This is a genomic window from Knoellia locipacati (assembly GCF_044791685.1).
Classification (GTDB): Bacteria; Actinomycetota; Actinomycetes; order Actinomycetales; family Dermatophilaceae; genus Knoellia; species Knoellia locipacati_A.
The window spans coordinates 977,381-994,941 of record NZ_CP087730.1; the positions used below are offsets into that span (position 1 = coordinate 977,381).

Annotated in this window: 13 protein-coding genes; 9 read left to right on the plus strand and 4 right to left on the minus strand. The window is 62.7% G+C overall.

The window, feature by feature from the left end; genetic code table 11:
• Window position 1 precedes the first annotated feature (1 nt).
• The 6 genes from LL946_RS04565 to LL946_RS04590 are packed head-to-tail and all read left to right on the plus strand — an operon-like array spanning window position 2 to window position 11,419.
• A complete protein-coding gene (locus LL946_RS04565; RefSeq protein ID WP_404385229.1) occupies window positions 2–871 on the plus strand; it encodes a hypothetical protein in 870 nt (289 codons plus the stop codon).
• Window positions 868–3,867 carry a protein DpdH gene (gene dpdH / locus LL946_RS04570; protein ID WP_404385231.1) on the plus strand — a complete coding sequence of 1,000 codons (3,000 nt, stop codon included), beginning with the start codon at window positions 868–870 and terminating at the stop codon, window positions 3,865–3,867. The genes LL946_RS04565 and dpdH overlap by 4 nt, the downstream gene beginning before the upstream one ends.
• Window positions 3,860–4,534, plus strand: coding sequence for a hypothetical protein (locus LL946_RS04575; RefSeq protein WP_404385233.1), 675 nt, complete (start codon window positions 3,860–3,862; stop codon window positions 4,532–4,534). The genes dpdH and LL946_RS04575 overlap by 8 nt, the downstream gene beginning before the upstream one ends.
• On the plus strand, window positions 4,531–8,925 hold the full coding sequence (dpdJ, locus tag LL946_RS04580; protein ID WP_404385235.1) for a protein DpdJ: 4,395 nt from the start codon (window positions 4,531–4,533) through the stop codon (window positions 8,923–8,925). The genes LL946_RS04575 and dpdJ overlap by 4 nt, the downstream gene beginning before the upstream one ends.
• Window positions 8,926–8,969: 44 nt before the next feature.
• A complete protein-coding gene (gene dpdK / locus LL946_RS04585) occupies window positions 8,970–9,440 on the plus strand; it encodes a phospholipase D-like domain-containing protein DpdK (RefSeq protein ID WP_404385237.1) in 471 nt (156 codons plus the stop codon).
• On the plus strand, window positions 9,437–11,419 hold the full coding sequence (locus LL946_RS04590; protein ID WP_404385239.1) for a hypothetical protein: 1,983 nt from the start codon (window positions 9,437–9,439) through the stop codon (window positions 11,417–11,419). The genes dpdK and LL946_RS04590 overlap by 4 nt, the downstream gene beginning before the upstream one ends.
• Before the next feature lie 3 nt (window positions 11,420–11,422).
• On the opposite strand, the gene dbpB (LL946_RS04595) is transcribed toward LL946_RS04590, so the two are convergent.
• The 4 genes from dbpB (LL946_RS04595) to LL946_RS04610 are packed head-to-tail and all read right to left on the minus strand — an operon-like array spanning window position 11,423 to window position 15,750.
• Complete coding sequence (gene dbpB / locus LL946_RS04595; RefSeq protein WP_404385241.1) at window positions 11,423–12,529, minus strand: DGQHR domain-containing protein DpdB; 1,107 nt, start codon at window positions 12,527–12,529, stop codon at window positions 11,423–11,425.
• Complete coding sequence (gene dpdA, locus LL946_RS04600) at window positions 12,522–13,751, minus strand: tRNA-guanine transglycosylase DpdA (protein WP_404385243.1); 1,230 nt, start codon at window positions 13,749–13,751, stop codon at window positions 12,522–12,524. Before dpdA ends, dbpB (LL946_RS04595) begins: the two co-directional genes overlap by 8 nt.
• A complete protein-coding gene (gene dbpB, locus LL946_RS04605) occupies window positions 13,748–14,884 on the minus strand; it encodes a DGQHR domain-containing protein DpdB (RefSeq protein ID WP_404385245.1) in 1,137 nt (378 codons plus the stop codon). Before dbpB (LL946_RS04605) ends, dpdA begins: the two co-directional genes overlap by 4 nt.
• The gene (locus LL946_RS04610) at window positions 14,881–15,750 is read right to left on the minus strand and encodes a hypothetical protein (RefSeq protein WP_404385247.1); all 870 of its coding nucleotides are present in this window, start codon (window positions 15,748–15,750) and stop codon (window positions 14,881–14,883) included. The genes dbpB (LL946_RS04605) and LL946_RS04610 overlap by 4 nt, the downstream gene beginning before the upstream one ends.
• Before the next feature lie 102 nt (window positions 15,751–15,852).
• Here LL946_RS04610 and queC point away from each other — a divergent pair, with 102 nt between their 5' ends.
• From queC to queD, 3 genes are read left to right on the plus strand one after another with little or no spacing between them, the layout of a single operon-like run.
• Window positions 15,853–16,551: a 7-cyano-7-deazaguanine synthase QueC gene (gene queC / locus LL946_RS04615; protein WP_404385249.1), complete on the plus strand. Its 699-nt coding sequence runs from the start codon at window positions 15,853–15,855 to the stop codon at window positions 16,549–16,551.
• A complete protein-coding gene (gene queE / locus LL946_RS04620) occupies window positions 16,548–17,183 on the plus strand; it encodes a 7-carboxy-7-deazaguanine synthase (RefSeq protein WP_404385251.1) in 636 nt (211 codons plus the stop codon). The genes queC and queE overlap by 4 nt, the downstream gene beginning before the upstream one ends.
• Window positions 17,180–17,554, plus strand: a complete 375-nt coding sequence (gene queD, locus LL946_RS04625) for a 6-carboxytetrahydropterin synthase QueD (protein WP_404385253.1) — start codon at window positions 17,180–17,182, stop codon at window positions 17,552–17,554. The genes queE and queD overlap by 4 nt, the downstream gene beginning before the upstream one ends.
• Window positions 17,555–17,561 lie beyond the last annotated feature (7 nt).

Below are 17,561 nucleotides of genomic sequence, written 5' to 3' on the forward strand. Positions count from 1 at the left end.
AATGAAAGTTCTTGACCCCGGCCAGGGGGTTGTCCTCCCGCAGGCCATGTGGCTCTGCTACTCGACAATTGCCAAGGCGCCTGGCCTTGCGGCGGAGGAGGTGCTCAGCTTTGTCTTGCCTCAGGAACTGCGCGAGCATGCGCCGTCCGACGGCGCGCACGCCAAGCAGGCCCTGTCCGCGCTAGTTGAGTTCCAGCTCGTGTCTTCGGACGATGGCATGCTCAATGCTGAGCCGTCAGATCCCGCTGGCTTTCTTCGCCGACTGCGTCACCAAGTGATGCGCCCGCCATCGGACGTGTCTGGGTCCTTCGAGGGTGCGCCGGACCTTCGTTCCGGGCTCGTCTGGTTGATGACTCAAAGCCCGTTCGCGCCTCTCCACTGGAAGAGCAATGTGCAGGTGGCTATGCCGCCTGGGCTTTTCACCAACGACACGCGTTGGAACAACTTTCCAACTTGGGCAACCACACTGGGGTTCGCCCGCCCTGCCCTTCGCGCCCTTCTGCCAGCGGACGCAGCCACGAGGAGTCACCTGGTGGCCGACCCAACTGAGGCAGTTCTCGACGTCATAGCCCATCCATTCGCTGAGCCTTTGCCGATTGGTGTTCAGGTTCCGGTCGCGACTTTCATGGCATTTCTCAGGCGTGAGTTGCCCGTACTGCCCGGGCATCCATCGGCGACGTACGAAGGACTGAACAGCGACCTACAGGACCAGTTTGCTGCCGTCGGATTGGCTCTGAACAGTGCCGAGGCGCGGGGCGTCCTCACGATGGGGTACCAGTCCGACCCGACCGGGATTCTTGCCCTGCCGGACGGTGGGCGCAAGGCCGGCGCAAGGTACGTCTCGACCATTCAGATTGAGGCAAAGAAGTGAGCACTCTTCCAATTGGCTTCACCTGTTGGCAGGCGGAGTCCGTTGCGGCGACCATTCCAACAGAGGCAGCAACTCCGTCCGACAAGGTTCTGCTGGCGACCCACTCGCCGCTGCGGATCCGGCGTGAGGGCGCGAAGACCGGGAAGCAGGCAGCGTTCGTCTCCGAGCACGATGTCGTGCAGGAATTCCTGACCTCTACGCCGAACGCAGGCGTACTGATTGCGCCCGTCCTCGGCGAATCCGGTGCCGGCAAGTCCCACCTCGTGCGGTGGGCGCACGCCAACATTCCCCGGGCTGACGGTCGGCATGTGATCTATCTGCAGAAGACTCAGACCAGTCTTCGCGACGTTGTGGAGCAACTTCTCAGCGACAAGACCGGGCCAGCATTCGACGAGATCCGTCGGCAAGTCTCAGGTCTCGGAACCGCCATTTCCGTCGAGGAGATGGAGCGCAAGATCCTTGCCGAACTTGCCGAAGCGCTTCGCTCCCGGGAGCCACAGGGATTTCTCGACAAGCCACTGGTTGGCGAGCGTGGGCTTGGCCTTCTCTTCCTGGACCCGCTGTTCCGAGAGCACTTGCTGCGTCCCGGTTCATTCATCAACCGCCGTGCCGTGCACGCGCTCAACGGTCGCGATCCCGACGAGCCGGATGTGCCGCTGGAGTTCACGGTTGACGAACTTCCGCTGGACATCACGGACGTCGCCAATCTCGCTGACGCGTCGAAGGCCGCTCAGAATCTCTTCAGGCAGGTGGTCGTCAACACAGACATGCAACTCGAGGCCGTCAGGATCCTGAATGACTCCCTCGACCTAGCGGTCATGAAGGCCGCCAATCTGGGCGTCGGCAATGTCAACCGCGCCTTCATGAAGGTCCGAGAGGAGTTGGTCGGCGACGAGATCATTCTCCTGATCGAAGATGTCGCCCTGATCCAGGGTGTCAGGCGAGACCTGCTCGACGCCATCCTTGAGTCGAGCATCGTTCAGGGCCAAGAGAAGTACGCGACGGTCCGAACACTTCTCGCGGTCACGCCGTCGTACTACCGGGAGAACCTGCCTGAGACATTCAGGACACGGGCAGAAGCAAGTTCGCCGGCCTACGTCGTTGACGTGAAGATCGACGGCGGCAAGACGAGCGACACGGACCTTGTCGACTTCGTTGGCCGTTACCTCAACGCAGCCCGCCTCGGCAAGGACGTCCTTGAGGCAGAGATGGAGGCCAAGAAGGTCGCTCCCAACGCGTGCGACACTTGCCCGTTCAGCGACTCATGTCACAGCACCTTCGGGACCTCGGAGGCTGGGCATGGCCTCTACCCCTACAACGAATCAGCGGTGCTGCGCGCGGTGCGGGCATGCGTCGACCCGGACAATCCCCAACTCTTCAGTCCGCGACGGGTCCTTGCCGGCGCAATCCGCGAGGTCCTGATGGACGCCGCCGGCCGATTGCCTCGTGGCGAGTTCCCGCCGGGCCAACTCCTTGGTGAACGAACGCGAACCGCCGGTCTTCCGTCACTTCCACTCGCTGTTCGTCAGCGACTGGAGGAGGACTACCCGAAGGATCTGGCCCCGCGACTTGAGTCCATGCTTGCGTTCTGGGGGAGTGCGGGAACACGCCCTATCCCGGAAGCGGCCTTCGAGACATTTGGCTTGGATCCCATCGCCTCGGGCGACGGATCGGATGAACTCACGAAGACGGAGTCGGACGACCACGTCGAGCCGCATCATGAACAGTCAGAAGGCTTACCGAAGTCCGTTCAGCGGCAACTGGAGGCCATCGAGGAATGGTCAGCCAAGGAAAAGGCTCTTCCGCAAGACATTGCACGCTTGGTTCGTTCGCTGGTGCGTGAAGCCGTCCTGGCTCGCCTTGAGTGGTGGTTCGATCCGGTCATCAAGTCTCCTGACACCGAGACGGTAAGGAAGGCGGTGCCTGACAACGCCAGAAGCATCTCGATCGAAGGTGCGCAGGAGGGTATCGGGCAGGGAATCGAGCCGATCGTGCGGCTTGAGAGGACGGCTCGAAACGCGGTGCTTCTGCAGGGCCTGATCCTCATTCAGGCCGGCTTCGCTGGACTTTCAGGAGATGCCCTCGCGCGGCTCGATGCAGTGTCCGTGGACGCCGTGCCGAAGGCGCGTGCCCGCATCCTTACGACGTTGGAATACGGCGACGCCGCGATGATCGAAATGGCACGATCCCTGATCATCGGGGCTCTCGCGTGTGGCCACGTCGCATCGACGGCGCGTGACGTTGACCTGATCCGCGCCGTTGCATGGCGTGGTGAGATTGTTCGTGATGACGCAGATTCTCGACACCCGCAATGGGTCGAGAGTTACAGGGCCTACGTGACCGAACGGAGTGGATCGGTAGACCGATTCCTCAGTGGCGTCGGGGCAGCACAGGGTGATCGCGGCGGGGTTCACGCGCTTGACAGCGTGCGCCTCACGAAGATTGTGAAGGCTGCCCGAGCGCAGCTTGATGAACTCCCGAGCAGTGTTCCCAGTTGGGGTGCGGACGCCAACCGGAAGCTCGCGATCCTCGTTCAAGTCGCCCCTGCCCAGATCGAGCACTGGGGGAATCTCGTTCAGCGCACGCGCCGGTTGTTGCCGGAATCGGAGTCGTACGTCGACACCGTTGATGCGGTGGTGCTTGCCGCGCGTGAAGGCCAGGCACAAGGTCTGGTCAAGGTCGTGGACCTTGCGGCGCTCGAGCAGACGAACGATTCAGCACGCCGGCTCGATGCGCGGGGCGTTCCTGAGGTCGAGAAGGTTCTCACAGACGCCGCGGGTACCAGTGGCGTCACGCTGGCGCGCCTTCTCGGCCCGACAGTTGGCAAGGACCTGAAGAGCATCGCTCAGTATCTCGAGGACACTGAGCGTTGGGTTGAATCAGGCATCAGCGACGCGGAAATTGACTCGGGTACCAAGATCGACATTGACGAAGCTATCGACAACCAAGTGATCCGTTGGATCAAGATCGTGACCACCGGGACAGACAATGAGTGACGCGCAACCCGACGGCCTGCTCGTTCGTGCAAAGCGCCTCACGAACTTGGCTCGACAGGCACGCAAGGGTGCCGAGGCCATCCAAGATCACACGCGGACCGAGACGGCCTTGTCCAAGCTCGACGCCTCGCTCAGCGAACTCGAGTCAGCTGTCAAGCTCGAGTCAAAGCTCGTCAGTAGTGGCGTAGCGTCGGCGAGCGAAGTCGATCTGACCAAAGCCCCGAAAGACCTGCAGAGCCACATCGCCAGTGTTGGACGACCGAGCCCTCAGCTGTTGACGGCTCGCGCAAACGACGCTGCCAAGGCCGTCCGGGCGATCTCGGACGCCGCGACGGAGGCGTGGACAACCTGGTCCCAGGGTCGGCTCAACGCCCTGCCAGTAGACCGCCTGGCACGGCTGGGGTTTGAGCGACGGACTGTCGAGCTGCGACTGGAGTCCCTGAAGCGCATGGCGGGAGCGCCCCCGACAACGGACAGCGTCGGCACGTTTCTAGAGGCCTACGAGGCGGTGGCATCGCGACTGGAGAAGGTGACTCCGGAGGGCCCTCTGGACGCACTCCTGGCCAAGCTGCCCTGCCACCTCGACGAGTTGACTGACGACGAGTTGCGCTTGCTGCGAGTCGACCACCCCGACATCGGCGCACAGATCGTTCTGAGGGTCGAATGACCTCCCCGAACGAAGAGCGCCTGGGAGACCTTCTGAGTCGCTTAGAGGATCTGGAACTTCCCCTCTTGGCGTGGGGGGTCGTGGACGGTTTCCTCAGCGAGGACGATGTCGTTAGGGCAATCGACGAACAGCGCATCGCCGAGTTTGCCGCTGGCGGAACAGAGGTGCCGGCAGCAAAGGAGTACCTCCAGGTCTTGGTGGACCGTGGCCTACTGGTCCGGCAACCAACCGGCGACGTGCGATTTCGCACCCGCTTCGCGGAGACCCTCCGACTCCTTCGCCTGCTGCGTCAATTGTGGCCGCCGAAAGACACAAATGCCGACGGTTGGTGGCGGGCCTACGCCCCACTCGTTGCTGACTACCGGCTTCGCGTTTCTCCTCGCCGCTACCCGAAGCGCGAGTTGGACGTTGAGCAGGTGGCGACCGCCTTACAAGCATCGGCGGGCTGGGGATCAACGCAGGACGCAATGCTGCGGCGCCTCGTGGGTGCATCGAAGTTGGCGCCGTTCCAGCTGCGCGCAACGGCGTCTGTCCTGGCGGCTGTCGCGGCGGAGAGGCCGACGGCTCGGATCGTGACTGCGGGGACAGGCTCGGGCAAGACCTTGGCCTTCTACCTGCCTGCGCTGCTTGACTTGGCATCCGAAGGAGACCGTCGCCGGCGGGGTCCTCACACGCTGGCTTTGTACCCGCGGATCGAGCTACTGCGCGACCAAGCGCGGGAGGCCCTGCTCGTCGGAGAACGCGCAGGCCAGGTCGGTACCACCGCGCCGAGGCCGTTGCGCATAGCGCTCCTCTACGGATCCACTCCTCGTAACGCTGACTTTCAGCGAGGGACGGTCCGAGGGTGGATCCGCAACGCGGCCGGCTGGGCCTCGCCGTTCTTTCCCTGTCTTGAAGACCAGTGTGCGGGAGACCAAGTCTGGCTTGATGCCGACCGCGCGTCAGGCATCGAACGACTTACCTGCTCGACGTGTGGCCGCGTAACTGCCGCGGGTGCTCTGGCCATCACTCGTGAGTCGATAGTCAGCAGTCCGCCTGACATCCTCTTCAGCACTACGGAGATGCTGAGCAAGCAAGCGACGTCGTCCAAGCTTGGCCCGCTCCTTGGCTGGAAAGGACCAACGGGAATCCGCCTCGTGCTGCTAGATGAGGCACACACGTACGCCGGGGTGCACGGGGCGCAAGTGGCCTACACCTTGCGGCGTTGGAGGCACTCGCTCAGGCAGTGGGGACCCGAGAGCCCAGTTGTGGTTGGGCTCTCCGCAACACTGCGCGATGCCGGACAGTTCTTCTCGACGTTGACGGGCGTTGATCGAGGAGACGTCGAAGTGATTGCACCAAAGCCCGACGAACTGGCCCCCATCAGCCGGGACTATGGAGTGGTCCTGAGAGGAGATCCGCTCTCCGGCGCTGCGCTACTGTCTACGACCATTCAAGCGCTCATGCTGGTAGGGCGGATGCTTGACCGGACACCTCACCTTTTCGGTTCTGTGGCGTTCGCGTTCACCGACGATCTGGACGTCATCAACCGTCTCTACGACAACCTGCGCGATGCAGAGGGCGCTTCGCCCTTTGGGCGTTCACGCGGCACAGTGCTCGGAAGTTTGCGAGACCCAAGTCTCCCGCACTCGGGAAAACGCTACGACGACGGCCAGTCGTGGGATGTGGCTGATCGACTTGGCCGAATGTCCGGGCCTCTCCGGATTGCTCGAACGTCGTCCCAAGACAGCGGCGTTGACGGCTCCGCGGACGTGGTCGTCGCCACGTCATCCTTGGAGGTCGGCTTCAACGATCCGCGCGTAGGGGTGGTCCTCCAGCACAAGGCCCCGCGTGACATGGCGTCTTTCCTCCAGCGTCGGGGTCGTGCAGGCCGCCGCCTCGACATGCGGCCGCTCACACTTGTGGTGCTGTCGGATTACGGTCGCGACCGGGCGGCATACCAGTCGTATGAGCAGTTGCTGGAGCCCGAACTTCGAGCGCGCTCGATACCGATTGGCAACAGATTCGTGGTCAAGATCCAGGCGGCTCACGCTCTGCTGGACTGGACCGCTCGAGCGTGCTCGGTCGATGCCCGCGCACTCGCGTCGTTGCCTTGGTCATCGCAGGCGCATGACCCTTCGCGCGTGGTCAACCTCCTCAGGGACCTTCTCGCTTCAGCAGCGAGACAGGATGAACTCAAAGTGCACGTGCAGCGCGCTCTAGCGATCAGCCCCGATGAGGCCGATGCTGCCCTTTGGGAGGAGCCCCGTTCACTCCTGCTGTCAGTTGTGCCGACCATCCTTCGCCGCCTTGAGAGCGGATGGCGACCCCTTCCCGGGGAGCCAGATGCGGGAGCAGTGGCGGGGCAACCGTTGCCTGAGTTCTTGACCGCGACTCTTTTCGACTCGCTCAATACGCCGGATGTCATCCTCGCGATGCCAGTCGACTTCCGAACGGGTGAACCGCAGACCATGCCCATTGGCCAAGCTATGAGGGAAGCGGTTCCCGGACGGGTGAGCCGGCGGTTCGGTCATGCTCACGCCTCTCATCGGACCTGGCTGCCGATCCCGGAGGCTGGCCACAGCCTTGAACTCCGGGCGATTGTGTCCAAGGGACACGCACTTGGGGAGTGGACCGATGCATCGGGCGAGGACTTCGTCATCGTGCGGCCCCTGGAACTTCAGTTGGCTTCGCCTACACGGGATGTTGCCGACACGTCGTCGACCCGTCCGGTCTGGCGATCGGCCTTCTCCTATGCGACTGGCTCGCTTCAGCAGATGGATGTCCCGACGCCCTCGGCATGGGCTGCCTTGATCTCGCAGTTAGCCTTTGGGATGCATGTGTCGGGCAACCCGGTCACAGTCCGCCGATTCTGCGTGGGTGCTGATGGGGAATTGGTCACCCAGGACAATCGCGGACTCGCGCGGCGACCACTTACTGTGCGCTATACCCACGATGGGCGGCCTGCGGCCCTCGGATTCGAAGTTGAGGCAGACGCACTCATTGTCGAGGGCATCGTGCCCACATCCGAGGACAGCGACGGCCCGTTGGCGTCGGCCGCTTGGCGCACGCTCTGCTACCGCATGCGCGTAATGGAAGACACAGCGCTCGATGGCATAGCGAATCAGTTCCACCGGCGCTGGCTGGTGGAGGTCTACCTCCACGCGTTCGTACAGGCACGGTTGCGCGGCGCCTCGGCAGAGGACGCAACGGATACCTTGCGCGATGGGGTTTGGGCCACTGATCTGGCGTCCTTCCTCGCCAGTGCCTATCGATCGGACGATCCGGCACTGGTGTCGAGCCAGCGCATCCTGACCGACCTTGAGCACCTCGCCGCCGACCCCGACGTTCGCGCGGTTATCGAACGACACGCGTCGCTCCTGACGGCCAACAGCTTGGGCGGAGCGTCGGTGGACCTTCGTCGACGAGCCTTCGCAGACACGCTGGCTGCAGCATTGCTCGACGCAACGTTCGAGACGGTCCCCGATGCTCAGGAGTCTGACCTCGTCGCGGACGTTGTCTTCGACAGCGTCGACGCAGACCGGTTCCAAGTAATCGTCTCGGAAACTTCTGTTGGCGGGCTCGGGGTCATGGAGGCTCTTAGTCGCTCATATGCGGTCGATCCGCGCCGCTTCTGGGACGCGGTGGGTCGTGCGGTTGGGAGCTCAGACGCGGAGGAGACCGACCGGTCCCTACGGATCGCCCTCGGAGAGCTTGAAGATCCGAGTTCCCGCTTCGCGACTGCTGTCGCTGGGTTCAGGGCGGCCACCGATTCCGGGTCGCTCGACATCGCATTCGCCGAGGTTCGAGACGCGTGGACACAGCTCGACGGTCCACCCACGCACTTGGCCTTGTCCACGTTCGCGGCCCGCCTGCTGCGTCCGGGTGCTCGACCTCAGATCGATCGTCGCGTGTCTTGGCTCATTGCCAAGTGGCTCGAGGTTGAAGGGAGCGTGGGCGTCGAGATTGATGCAAGAACCCTGGCGTTCTTCGGCGCGTCCGGCGTCCTTGGTGAGTCGATCGCACCCCTGAACTTGGACTCTGCATTCAGCATGCTGTGGCCAAGAGGGCACGACGCGCGCAACCAGCGCCTCCAGCATTGGCAGCCGTTTAGGGATGACGTGCTGATCGAAAGACTCATCCTGGACGACGTGGTGCGTGACCGAGCCCTTGCCGTGGATGTCACAAGCAGCGACTGGCTGGACGGGTATCTGACCGCCCTCTCAGTTGACGGTCGAGTGCGCCTCACGGCGCCGGACTCGGCGAGGGCCGATCTTGCGGTGGCCATCAGGACGTGCTTGGCCACCCCAGTCGAGCGGTCGGGCTTGCGCGTGTATCCCCGACTCGAAGGCTTGGACCGACGGCTCGGACTCTGGCATGCGCGAATGGCGTTCGCTGAGGAGTTGCAATGACGATCAGGCTTCAGCGAACTGTTCGAACTCGGCCTCGGAACGGCTTGGCGATCGTCGACGTGTTGGCCGGCGTGATCGCATCTGAGTTGTGCTCGCCGAGCCCGGAGTTGTGGCTGGTCAGCGGGTGGGTCAGCGATGTCACGGTGCTCGACAACTCGTCGCGCCAGTTCGACGGCCTGATGGGGCAGGACGCTGGCTCAAGCCTGACTCTGTCCGAGGTGCTTCAAATCTTGGCGACGAAGGGGACCGAGGTGCATGTCGCTCTTCGAGATGTCGAACACAACCGCGACTTCCTGCGGCGCCTCGGCAGTTCCCCAAGGATCCACACCTACCTGAGCGCGGATCTGCACGAAAAGATTCTCGTCGGCTGGGATTGGACCTTGAAGGGGTCCATGAACTTTACGTGGAACGGCCTTCGGCGGAACGAGGAAAGCATCGACTTACAAGTTGGGCCGGCAGTCGCGTCGACTCAGCGACTGGAACTCCGAACTCGGTGGATGGGAGGGGCCGGGTGAACGACAGCCAGGTGGATCAGTTGATCCTCACCTTCTTCTCCAGCCCCAACATCGTCTGGCCTGGCATGGCAGCGGACCATCCCGCGGCCGAGCGGATCACGTCGTTCCTTCGGGCTCTAGACATTCGTGGCGAGTGCCCCTTGGTGCTGCCGCGGCGCGACGCGGCGGGGAATCCGTCGATCGTGTACGTCGTGTGCTGGGATCACTCACACGCGGGAAGGATGCGGCCGCTGCTGCAGGCTGCTGTGGCGGATTACCTCAGTCCCTTCGATGGGCGAGTCGCGTCCTTGAGCGCCGCCGATCCCCTTGGGGGCGCGATTCATTCAATGGTTGGCTCGGGGACAACCTTCGTGCTCAAGCCGACAGCCCAGACCGAAGGACGCTTGGTCGTCGCGCTCCAGCGGCTGGTGCGTTCGCTCGACGGGCGGCCACGTCGGAATCCAGTATTGCCGAGGCCCGTAGGTCGAATGCTGCGTGAGTTCGACTTGGCGTTGGCAGTCGGTGCAACCGAACAATCTGCGGCCATCCTCCAGGAGATCGAGCGCGCCGGAGGAATCTCCCACGAGAATGTCGCATTCCTCCAGATGCAGCGTCTGGGGCGTCTCGGCCGCGATCGTGAACTCCTAGCCCACGGGTCCTTGCCGACCGTTGTTCACACTGAACCTCCTCAGGCGGTCCGTGAGGCCATTCTCGCTGCGTGGGGCAGGAGCAATCTGCACGTGGATGGAGTCTTGGACCTGGACGGCGGGGCCCAACGCCTTGCAAATGAACCCATCGACATTGCGATGTTGGTGGATGAGCGGGTCGCGGCCAGTTCGGATCCTGATGCTCTGACGGTGGGTGCGCTGGTTTCGCAGGCCCGAGACGACGCTGGTTTGGGTGAGGCTCTGCTGGCGAACGATCACCTCCCCGATGAAGTGCGAGTTCACCTCGTCGAGCTTCGCCCGACAACAACGGCTTCCGAGGAAGGGTTCCCTGAACAGGACGCCGGTTCGCTGGATGGACTCGACACCGGGCCAGGGGCTTCGGTTGTCACCGACGACATTGCGCTAGCTCGTTCCTGGTTCGAGTGGCTCGATCGGCTGGGGGGCGGCACCGCGGTTTCGCCTGTCACGGACCTGGTCGAGTCTTGGGAACCGGCATGGCAGGTGGACACCGAACTCGGGCAGGCCATCGACGACATCTCCGATCTCGCTACTGACACGCTCTTGGCTGGAGTTGCAGCGTTTCTCGACACCGCGGATGCAGGGCGCCCCGCGCCGCGAACGGCACGCGCCTTCATAAGCCGATACCTGGTCGAGGAACGCTTTGGCCCTGCCGACCTGTCTGCACTCGCCGCACTTGCCGCGATTTTCCTCAGCAGCGCTCCTGGCCGCGATGACTATGCCTCGCTCTTGGATGACATAGCGACGTTTGCGCCGCAATGGAGTTCAGTTGCGTCGGCGGCACAGACGTTGGACCTCGCAGACACCGTTGTGTGTGGGCCGCGGGCGGCGCCCGAAGCGCAGGCTCAGTTCATCTCCACTGTTTTGGGCCCCTTGAACGCCCAACGCCAGCGTCTTTCTGGCGGTCTGCGGTCCCTTGCCTCCTTGATCACCGCCGATGTAGGGCTGCAGTGGGACTGGGCGGTCCCCGCTTCCGGGCCAGAGAGCGGCGCAACCGAACTGCCGACCGGCACGAGTGTCCTGCTCTATAGCCTTGACGCCGGAACGCTGACGCGGGTCGCGACATCCCTCAATCGGCAGTACCCGACGCTGACCATCCACCAGTCGTCGGACAAGGTCGCCACCCCAGCACTACGTCAGCACAGTCGCAAGGCCGACCTCATAGCAATCGCAACCGGCCGCGCCGCTCATGCGGCCACTGGCTTCATCAGCGACAACGCCGGCGGCCGGATCTGTTATCCCGATGGCTGTGGGGCCGCGTCGATGCTGCGAGTGGTTGAGGCCAACCTCGAAGAGTTGCGTTCTGCGAACTAGCCTTCACTTCTTAAGAGCCCGGAGCAGGTGACTCGTGAGGACCTTGACGTCGTTTGGGGTGTTCTGAATGCCGTTCCACCGACGAACCTGTTCCTCGCCGAAATCCCACGTGCCGCTAGTCCAAGCGCAGTACTCCCCCAAACGGCCAAGGGTCGATTCCAGACTCAAGCCACCGAGCTCGGCTGTTGGGACGCCGTCGGTCAGTGCATCCATCACGTACCCCACCGCCTGGATGCCGGCGCCGTGCGTCAGGCGAGATTTCGTCGGCGGAATCTCCCAGGCGTCGGGAAACGTCAGTTGGACGACGGTCCAGAAGTAGTTCAGATGCAAGACCATCTGGTCGACATCGCCCGAGCCACCTTCGGGATCGCGATACTGGTATAGCGCGCCTTCGTACAGGCTGTTCTCAATCATTTTGAGGACGCTGTTGTCCTTGATGTAGCCGTTGGCCATGGTTGGTGTCGCTATTCGCCCAGCGAACGGCGCGCCCGCTTCCCGATCGCCAAAGTTGAGCCGCGCCAGAACCTCTGCCGGAAGTTGCTTCCGAGCGTATGCCGCCGGGAGATGCCCCATCGTGTCAGGGAGAAGTTCGTGGATGAGGCCCTTGGGCAATGGCTTGGTGTTGTTCACGAGGATGAACTGGCTCCGCTGCTCCGCTTCGCCGCGAGCGATGAAGCCGACGGCGGCCACAGCAAACTCCGCGAGGTCCGCATCACGGATGGCGGCGCTGCGCTGCTGACCGTCCACGAGCCAAGCAGGCTTCTTGTCCTCGGGAAGCGACTCGTCGATCGGAATTACGAGTTCGCCCGACGAGACATAGTCCACGGAACTGGTGGATCGATTGGCTACAAAGGTGACCCGTTCGTCGAACGCGACGACCACAGCATTCGGCAGCATCGCACCGTCGGACTCCAAGTACCGACGGATCGCCTTGATGTGGCTCAGAACCTCAGGCCGCTGATAGCCCTGCAGCGTGACATCTTCCCGATGAACCCGACTGACGGTTGCAAAGTCGTGGATGCGCTTGCCATCCACACCAAATGTGTAGATGAACTGCGCGCCTTGTCGGATCCGAAGGGCGGGCAGTCGCAACTCGTACCGATCAGCCATCTGCACTCCTGTGGGACTTCAGTTTCGCCATCTTGTCGGCGAGGACGGACATGTTGTGGAAACCGCGACGCTTGTTTCGTTCAGTGCCGCGGAAGATCGCTATCTCGACCCCGTGCTCGCGGCAGATCTTGCAGTTGCACTGGGTCCACGGCGCGGCCGTGAGCGTCTCCTCGTAGGCGGCGAGATACGACTTCTTGGATTGGCAGATCACTTGATACTCGTCCAGGCGATCGAGGCATGCTTGTCTGGATCTGGACGAACCGTCGTAACTACGCAGCGCATTGAGAGCCTCACGCTCCGCCTTGACGGCGTCCTTCTGACTCACGTTTCCGGCGAGGATTGCGCGCTTCAAGGCCGGGTTCCCATCGACCTGAGGGACGCGAATCGCGACGTAGGCGCGCTCGGCAGTGTGGAAGTTCTTCCGGTCGTCCATGAATGCTTGCCGAAAGGCCGAGGTGCTGTCGAAACTCGTGACGCCCAACTCTGAGAAGTCGTCCATCGAGTCGACGCGTGTGATGCCAAGCAGGTGAAGTTGGGTATCGGTCTTAAGGACGTCCGAGATCCTCTTGAGGCTCGCGAGAATCTGACTCGTCTTGAGGGGGACCATGCCGCCTAGCGCGATGCGCCTATACCCGAGATCCTGTAACGCGCGGACGCTGTCGGCGTACGTTTCGGGACTCCAACCTTGGGCCGCGCCCACAGGCTCGACCGCGCTGCGGCGCTCCTGGCACAGGGCGAGGAACTCCTGTGCCAGCCCGAGGGTCAGTCGACGGCGTGACTCCCATTCAGGTTCGACCCCGTCGCTCGATGCATCTTCCGTGAAGCCGAAGACCACGTGGTCCGTGCTCACACCTGCGTCGAACCCACACTCTTCGTAGAAGTCGAGGGTCTCAGCAGCCGTCACGGGTGGTACGGCTTCATCGATGTAGTTGAACGCGCCGTTGTCGCCGAGCGCTTCAACTCCAGCAGGGAGACGGAAGAACTTGTGCACGCCCATGCGGTGAAGCCGCGCACGCTGGGCGGTCGAATATTTGCCGGATCCCTTGATCGAGCCGTCGACGATGGATTTGCTGACCAAGATGCCGTCGTAGGGAGCGCGGTCGAGGACCTCATGCGCGTATCGATCGTCGCGCTGGCGGACTCGATGGGCCGCGTATTCGTCGCGTAGGAAGTCGTACGAGGGGCTAACGAGGTCTTGGCTGTCGGGGAAGAAGAACCTCACTTGCGTTGCGTCCGCTCTGCCAGGTAGGTCCGCACCAGGTAGTTGGACAGCGCGCTTATATGGCGCGGCGTGTTCTGGAGATCGTTCCACGAAAGGCCGAGCGCATCCCAGGAGCCCTCGGTCCAGGCGCAGTGCTTGGCGATCAGCGAGAGTTCAGCCGAAGCCGCGGTCCGGGCATTCGGGTCATCGTCGCGGATATGGGTCATGACTCGGTCCATGAGGCGCCCCATCGACCGAATCCCAACACCGTGCATAAGTCGGCTTTCCGTCGCAGGCTTGGCCCAGGCGTCCTCAAAGACGTCGTGCACCGCACCCCAGTAGGCGATGAGCGCGCGCCGAATGCCTTCGGTGTCAGTCGTTCCTGTCGCAATATTGCGATACGGGAAGAGCGTCCCGGAGGGCGACTCGATGGACTCACGGATTGCTTCGATCAGGCTTGTATCGGTCACGTAGGTCGACTTCTTGGTGTCGGGGTCCGTCGAGGCCCGTCGGATGATGCCGCAGAACGGTGACGCGCTGTCTTGGTTCAGCATGTCAACCAAAGCCGAGGGAAGTTTCCGCGTTGCCATCCGAGCCGATGGAACGCGCGTGATTTCTGGGAGAAGTTCTGTCACGAGACCTATCGGGAGTGGTTGAACCGTGTTGACCCTCAGGAACTGTTCGCGTTGAAGTTCCAGAGTCGGAGCAACGAACCCTGCGACGGGCACAGGGAGGCGCCGGTTCTTTGTTCGAGACAGTGCCAAGCTTCGCTGCTGGCCATCGACGATCCATGCTGGACGGGGACCATCGACATCGCTGGTGAACGGGATATGGAGTGTCCCGGCGACAGCCAACCCATCGCTCGTCGACGGCCCGCGACTCGACCTCCAACGGACCTCCGGCGGGAGTGCCAGGATCAAGCCGTTTGGGAACAGCGGATCCTCCGAGTCGAGGTACTCCTGGATTTGCCTAACGTGCTTCTGTTTCTCGGGCCTCTGGTAGCCAATCAGTCTGCCGGCCTCATCGCGACTGATGCGGGCAACGTCAGCAACGAGGTCGACCTCTTCGGCGGCGAGTGTGAAGAGATATAGGGGAACGTCATCGTTCTGCAGCACCTTCAGGGCGCGCCGTTCAAGCCACTCCACGTTCGTCATGCCTTCCGCGCCTCCTCGAACAGTCCCGAGAACCGGCGCTGTTCACAAGCGATACCGGATGCACGCAGATTCCTCAGAGCCGTCGTCTTCGAGAGTTTTGGGTGGACTCCGAGCATCTTTTCGACCAGTTGGCGGATGGAGGTGTCGGGGAGGGAGCGGCGATCGTAGTGCTCGCTTTGTTGGGCGTGTTGCGCCCACTTGGCCCAGTCCTGACGGACGACCGCCGATGTCGGCAGCCTTCCGTCAGCCAGCTCAAGCCAGCGGTTCGCCATGCGCGTATTCAGGCTGGTCATAGTTCCACCCAGGGCAGCACGAAGATTGCGGTCGGACCGAATCCGTGACTCCGCAGGTGTGCCAGACGCTCCGCCAAACACGAGTGACACGCTCGGGTTCAGGGGCTGAAGGTCGTCCTGCATGGCTAGAGCGTAGGACTCCGACAAAACCCAGATCGACGGGTGATCGTTCGAGGGGGCTTCCACGTGTGGAAGGCGTTTCCACCAAACCCGGGAATCGGCGGCGCCGGTCACCACTGAGTCCTCGTGTCCACGAGCGAACGTCGCTGCGTACGACGGGCCGAAATCGGTCACTGAGCGCAGGCCCAGGCCTGCTGATGCGACGAAGACCTCAGGATCAAACCCCGTCCTCTGGGCCGTGACAGCCAACTGTTTCGCCTGGGTCCAACTCTCACCCTTGTAGAGGTCGAGAAGGCGCGTCGTGCTCTGGGCGTCTTTGAGGCGGCCAACCCAAGCGTCGACCCGCTCGCTGACGGTGGCGGTCGGTAGGCTCCGGACCATCAGGTCATCGAAAGGCGCAGTCGACTTGCGGTCAGTGCAAGTGACCACGATTGTCAGTTTTTGGCGCGCCATGACCCCTCGATGCAGAAACTACCGTTTCGTTCCATTTACTGTACCTTGTAGTTTCAGCGGTCGGTGCTTTTAGGCACGGTGCATATCGGAGAGGTGGACGTGATGAGCCGCAAGGCAGTGGTGCTGCTCAGTGGTGGCCTGGACTCGACGACGGTCCTGGCGGTTGCCAAGGACCAAGGCTTCGAGCCGTATGCGATCAGCTTCCGGTACGGCCAGCGTCATGCGATCGAACTCGAAGCAGCCCGTCGCGTGGCGGATGCCGCTGGGGTTGATCGGCACGTCGTATGTGACATCGACTTGCGCGTCTTTGGCGGATCGGCGCTTACAGCCGATGTCGAGGTACCGAAGCATCAGTCGGCGGAAGACCTGACGGAGGGCGAGATCCCGATCACGTACGTCCCGGCGCGAAACACGGTCTTCCTTTCGTTCGCTCTGGCATACGCCGAGGTCATCGGCTCGACGGATATTTTCATCGGGGTCAACGCGCTCGACTACTCGGGTTACCCGGATTGCCGGCCGGAGTACATCGCTGCCTACGCGCGGATGGCCAACTTGGCTACCAGAGCGGGCGTCGAAGGCCAAGAGTTGAGGATCCATACGCCGCTTATCGACCTGACCAAGGCTGAAACCGTGGAGGTCGGCACACGTCTCGGAGTCGACTACTCGCTGACACTTTCGTGCTACGACCCTGACGCTGATGGCCGGTCGTGCGGCCATTGCGACTCGTGCCTGCTGCGCCTACGGGGGTTTGCCGACGCTGGCCTCGCTGACCCCGTCCGTTACCAGGAGGCGACTACGTGACGTACAAGATCAAAGAGATCTTCTACACGCTCCAGGGTGAGGGCACACACGCCGGCCGGCCTGCGGTGTTCTGCCGCTTCAGTTCCTGCAACCTGTGGACCGGCAGGGAGGCCGACCGTGAACGAGCAATCTGCAAGTTTTGCGATACCGACTTCGTAGGGACTGACGGCGAGGGCGGCGGAAAGTTCGCCGATGCGGAGGCCCTAGCGGAGGCCGTGGCAGCGAAGTGGCCGGTGAACGGCGGTGGGCGGCCGATGGTCGTCTGCACTGGCGGCGAACCCCTCCTGCAGTTGGACGTCGAGGCCGTCGAGGCCCTCCATGCGCGTGGCTTCTACGTTGCTGTCGAGACGAATGGAACGGTCGCTCCGCCGACCGGGATCGACTGGCTCTGCGTCAGCCCAAAGGTCGGTTCTGAGCTCATCGTCGAGAAGGGCCACGAACTCAAATTCGTTGTCCCACAAGGCGGCGTCGATCCGACGAAGTTTGAGCACCTGGGCTTTGAGACCTTCCGAGTGCAGCCGATGGACGGCCCGGACGTGGCCGCGAACACCGAACTGGCCGTTAAGTTCTGCCTTGACCACCCGCGATGGCACCTGAGCCTGCAGACGCACAAGTACCTAGGAATACCGTGACCTACACATCTGAGATCTACCGCGAGTTCACCTTCGAGGCGGCTCATCGGCTCCCGAATGTGCCAGACGGCCACAAATGCGCGCGCCTGCACGGCCACTCCTACCTGGCTGTTGTTCATGTCGCCGGCCCGGTTGGTGAGGACACCGGTTGGGTGCAGGACTTTGGCGACATCAAAGCAGCGTTCAAGCCCCTCGAGGCCCAACTCGATCATCACTACCTCAACGAGGTTCCGGGTCTCGAGAACCCGACCAGTGAGGTGCTGGCCAAGTGGATCTGGGACCGACTGATCCCTGAGCTTTCGAACATGACGGAGGTACGTGTGCGTGAGACGTGCACCTCCGGTTGCATCTACCGCGGAGTCGTCAGTTGAACTCCCC

What these genes read in the sequence shown, in the direction of transcription:
- LL946_RS04565 (WP_404385229.1), top strand. Translation starts at nt 2, where the DNA reads ATGAAAGTTCTTGACCCCGGCCAGGGGGTTGTCCTCCCGCAGGCCATG.
- LL946_RS04575 (WP_404385233.1), top strand. Translation starts at nt 3,860, where the DNA reads ATGAGTGACGCGCAACCCGACGGCCTGCTCGTTCGTGCAAAGCGCCTC.
- dpdJ (WP_404385235.1), top strand. Translation starts at nt 4,531, where the DNA reads ATGACCTCCCCGAACGAAGAGCGCCTGGGAGACCTTCTGAGTCGCTTA.
- dbpB (WP_404385241.1), bottom strand. Translation starts at nt 12,529, where the DNA reads ATGGCTGATCGGTACGAGTTGCGACTGCCCGCCCTTCGGATCCGACAA.
- dbpB (WP_404385245.1), bottom strand. Translation starts at nt 14,884, where the DNA reads ATGACGAACGTGGAGTGGCTTGAACGGCGCGCCCTGAAGGTGCTGCAG.
- LL946_RS04610 (WP_404385247.1), bottom strand. Translation starts at nt 15,750, where the DNA reads ATGGCGCGCCAAAAACTGACAATCGTGGTCACTTGCACTGACCGCAAG.
- queC (WP_404385249.1), top strand. Translation starts at nt 15,853, where the DNA reads ATGAGCCGCAAGGCAGTGGTGCTGCTCAGTGGTGGCCTGGACTCGACG.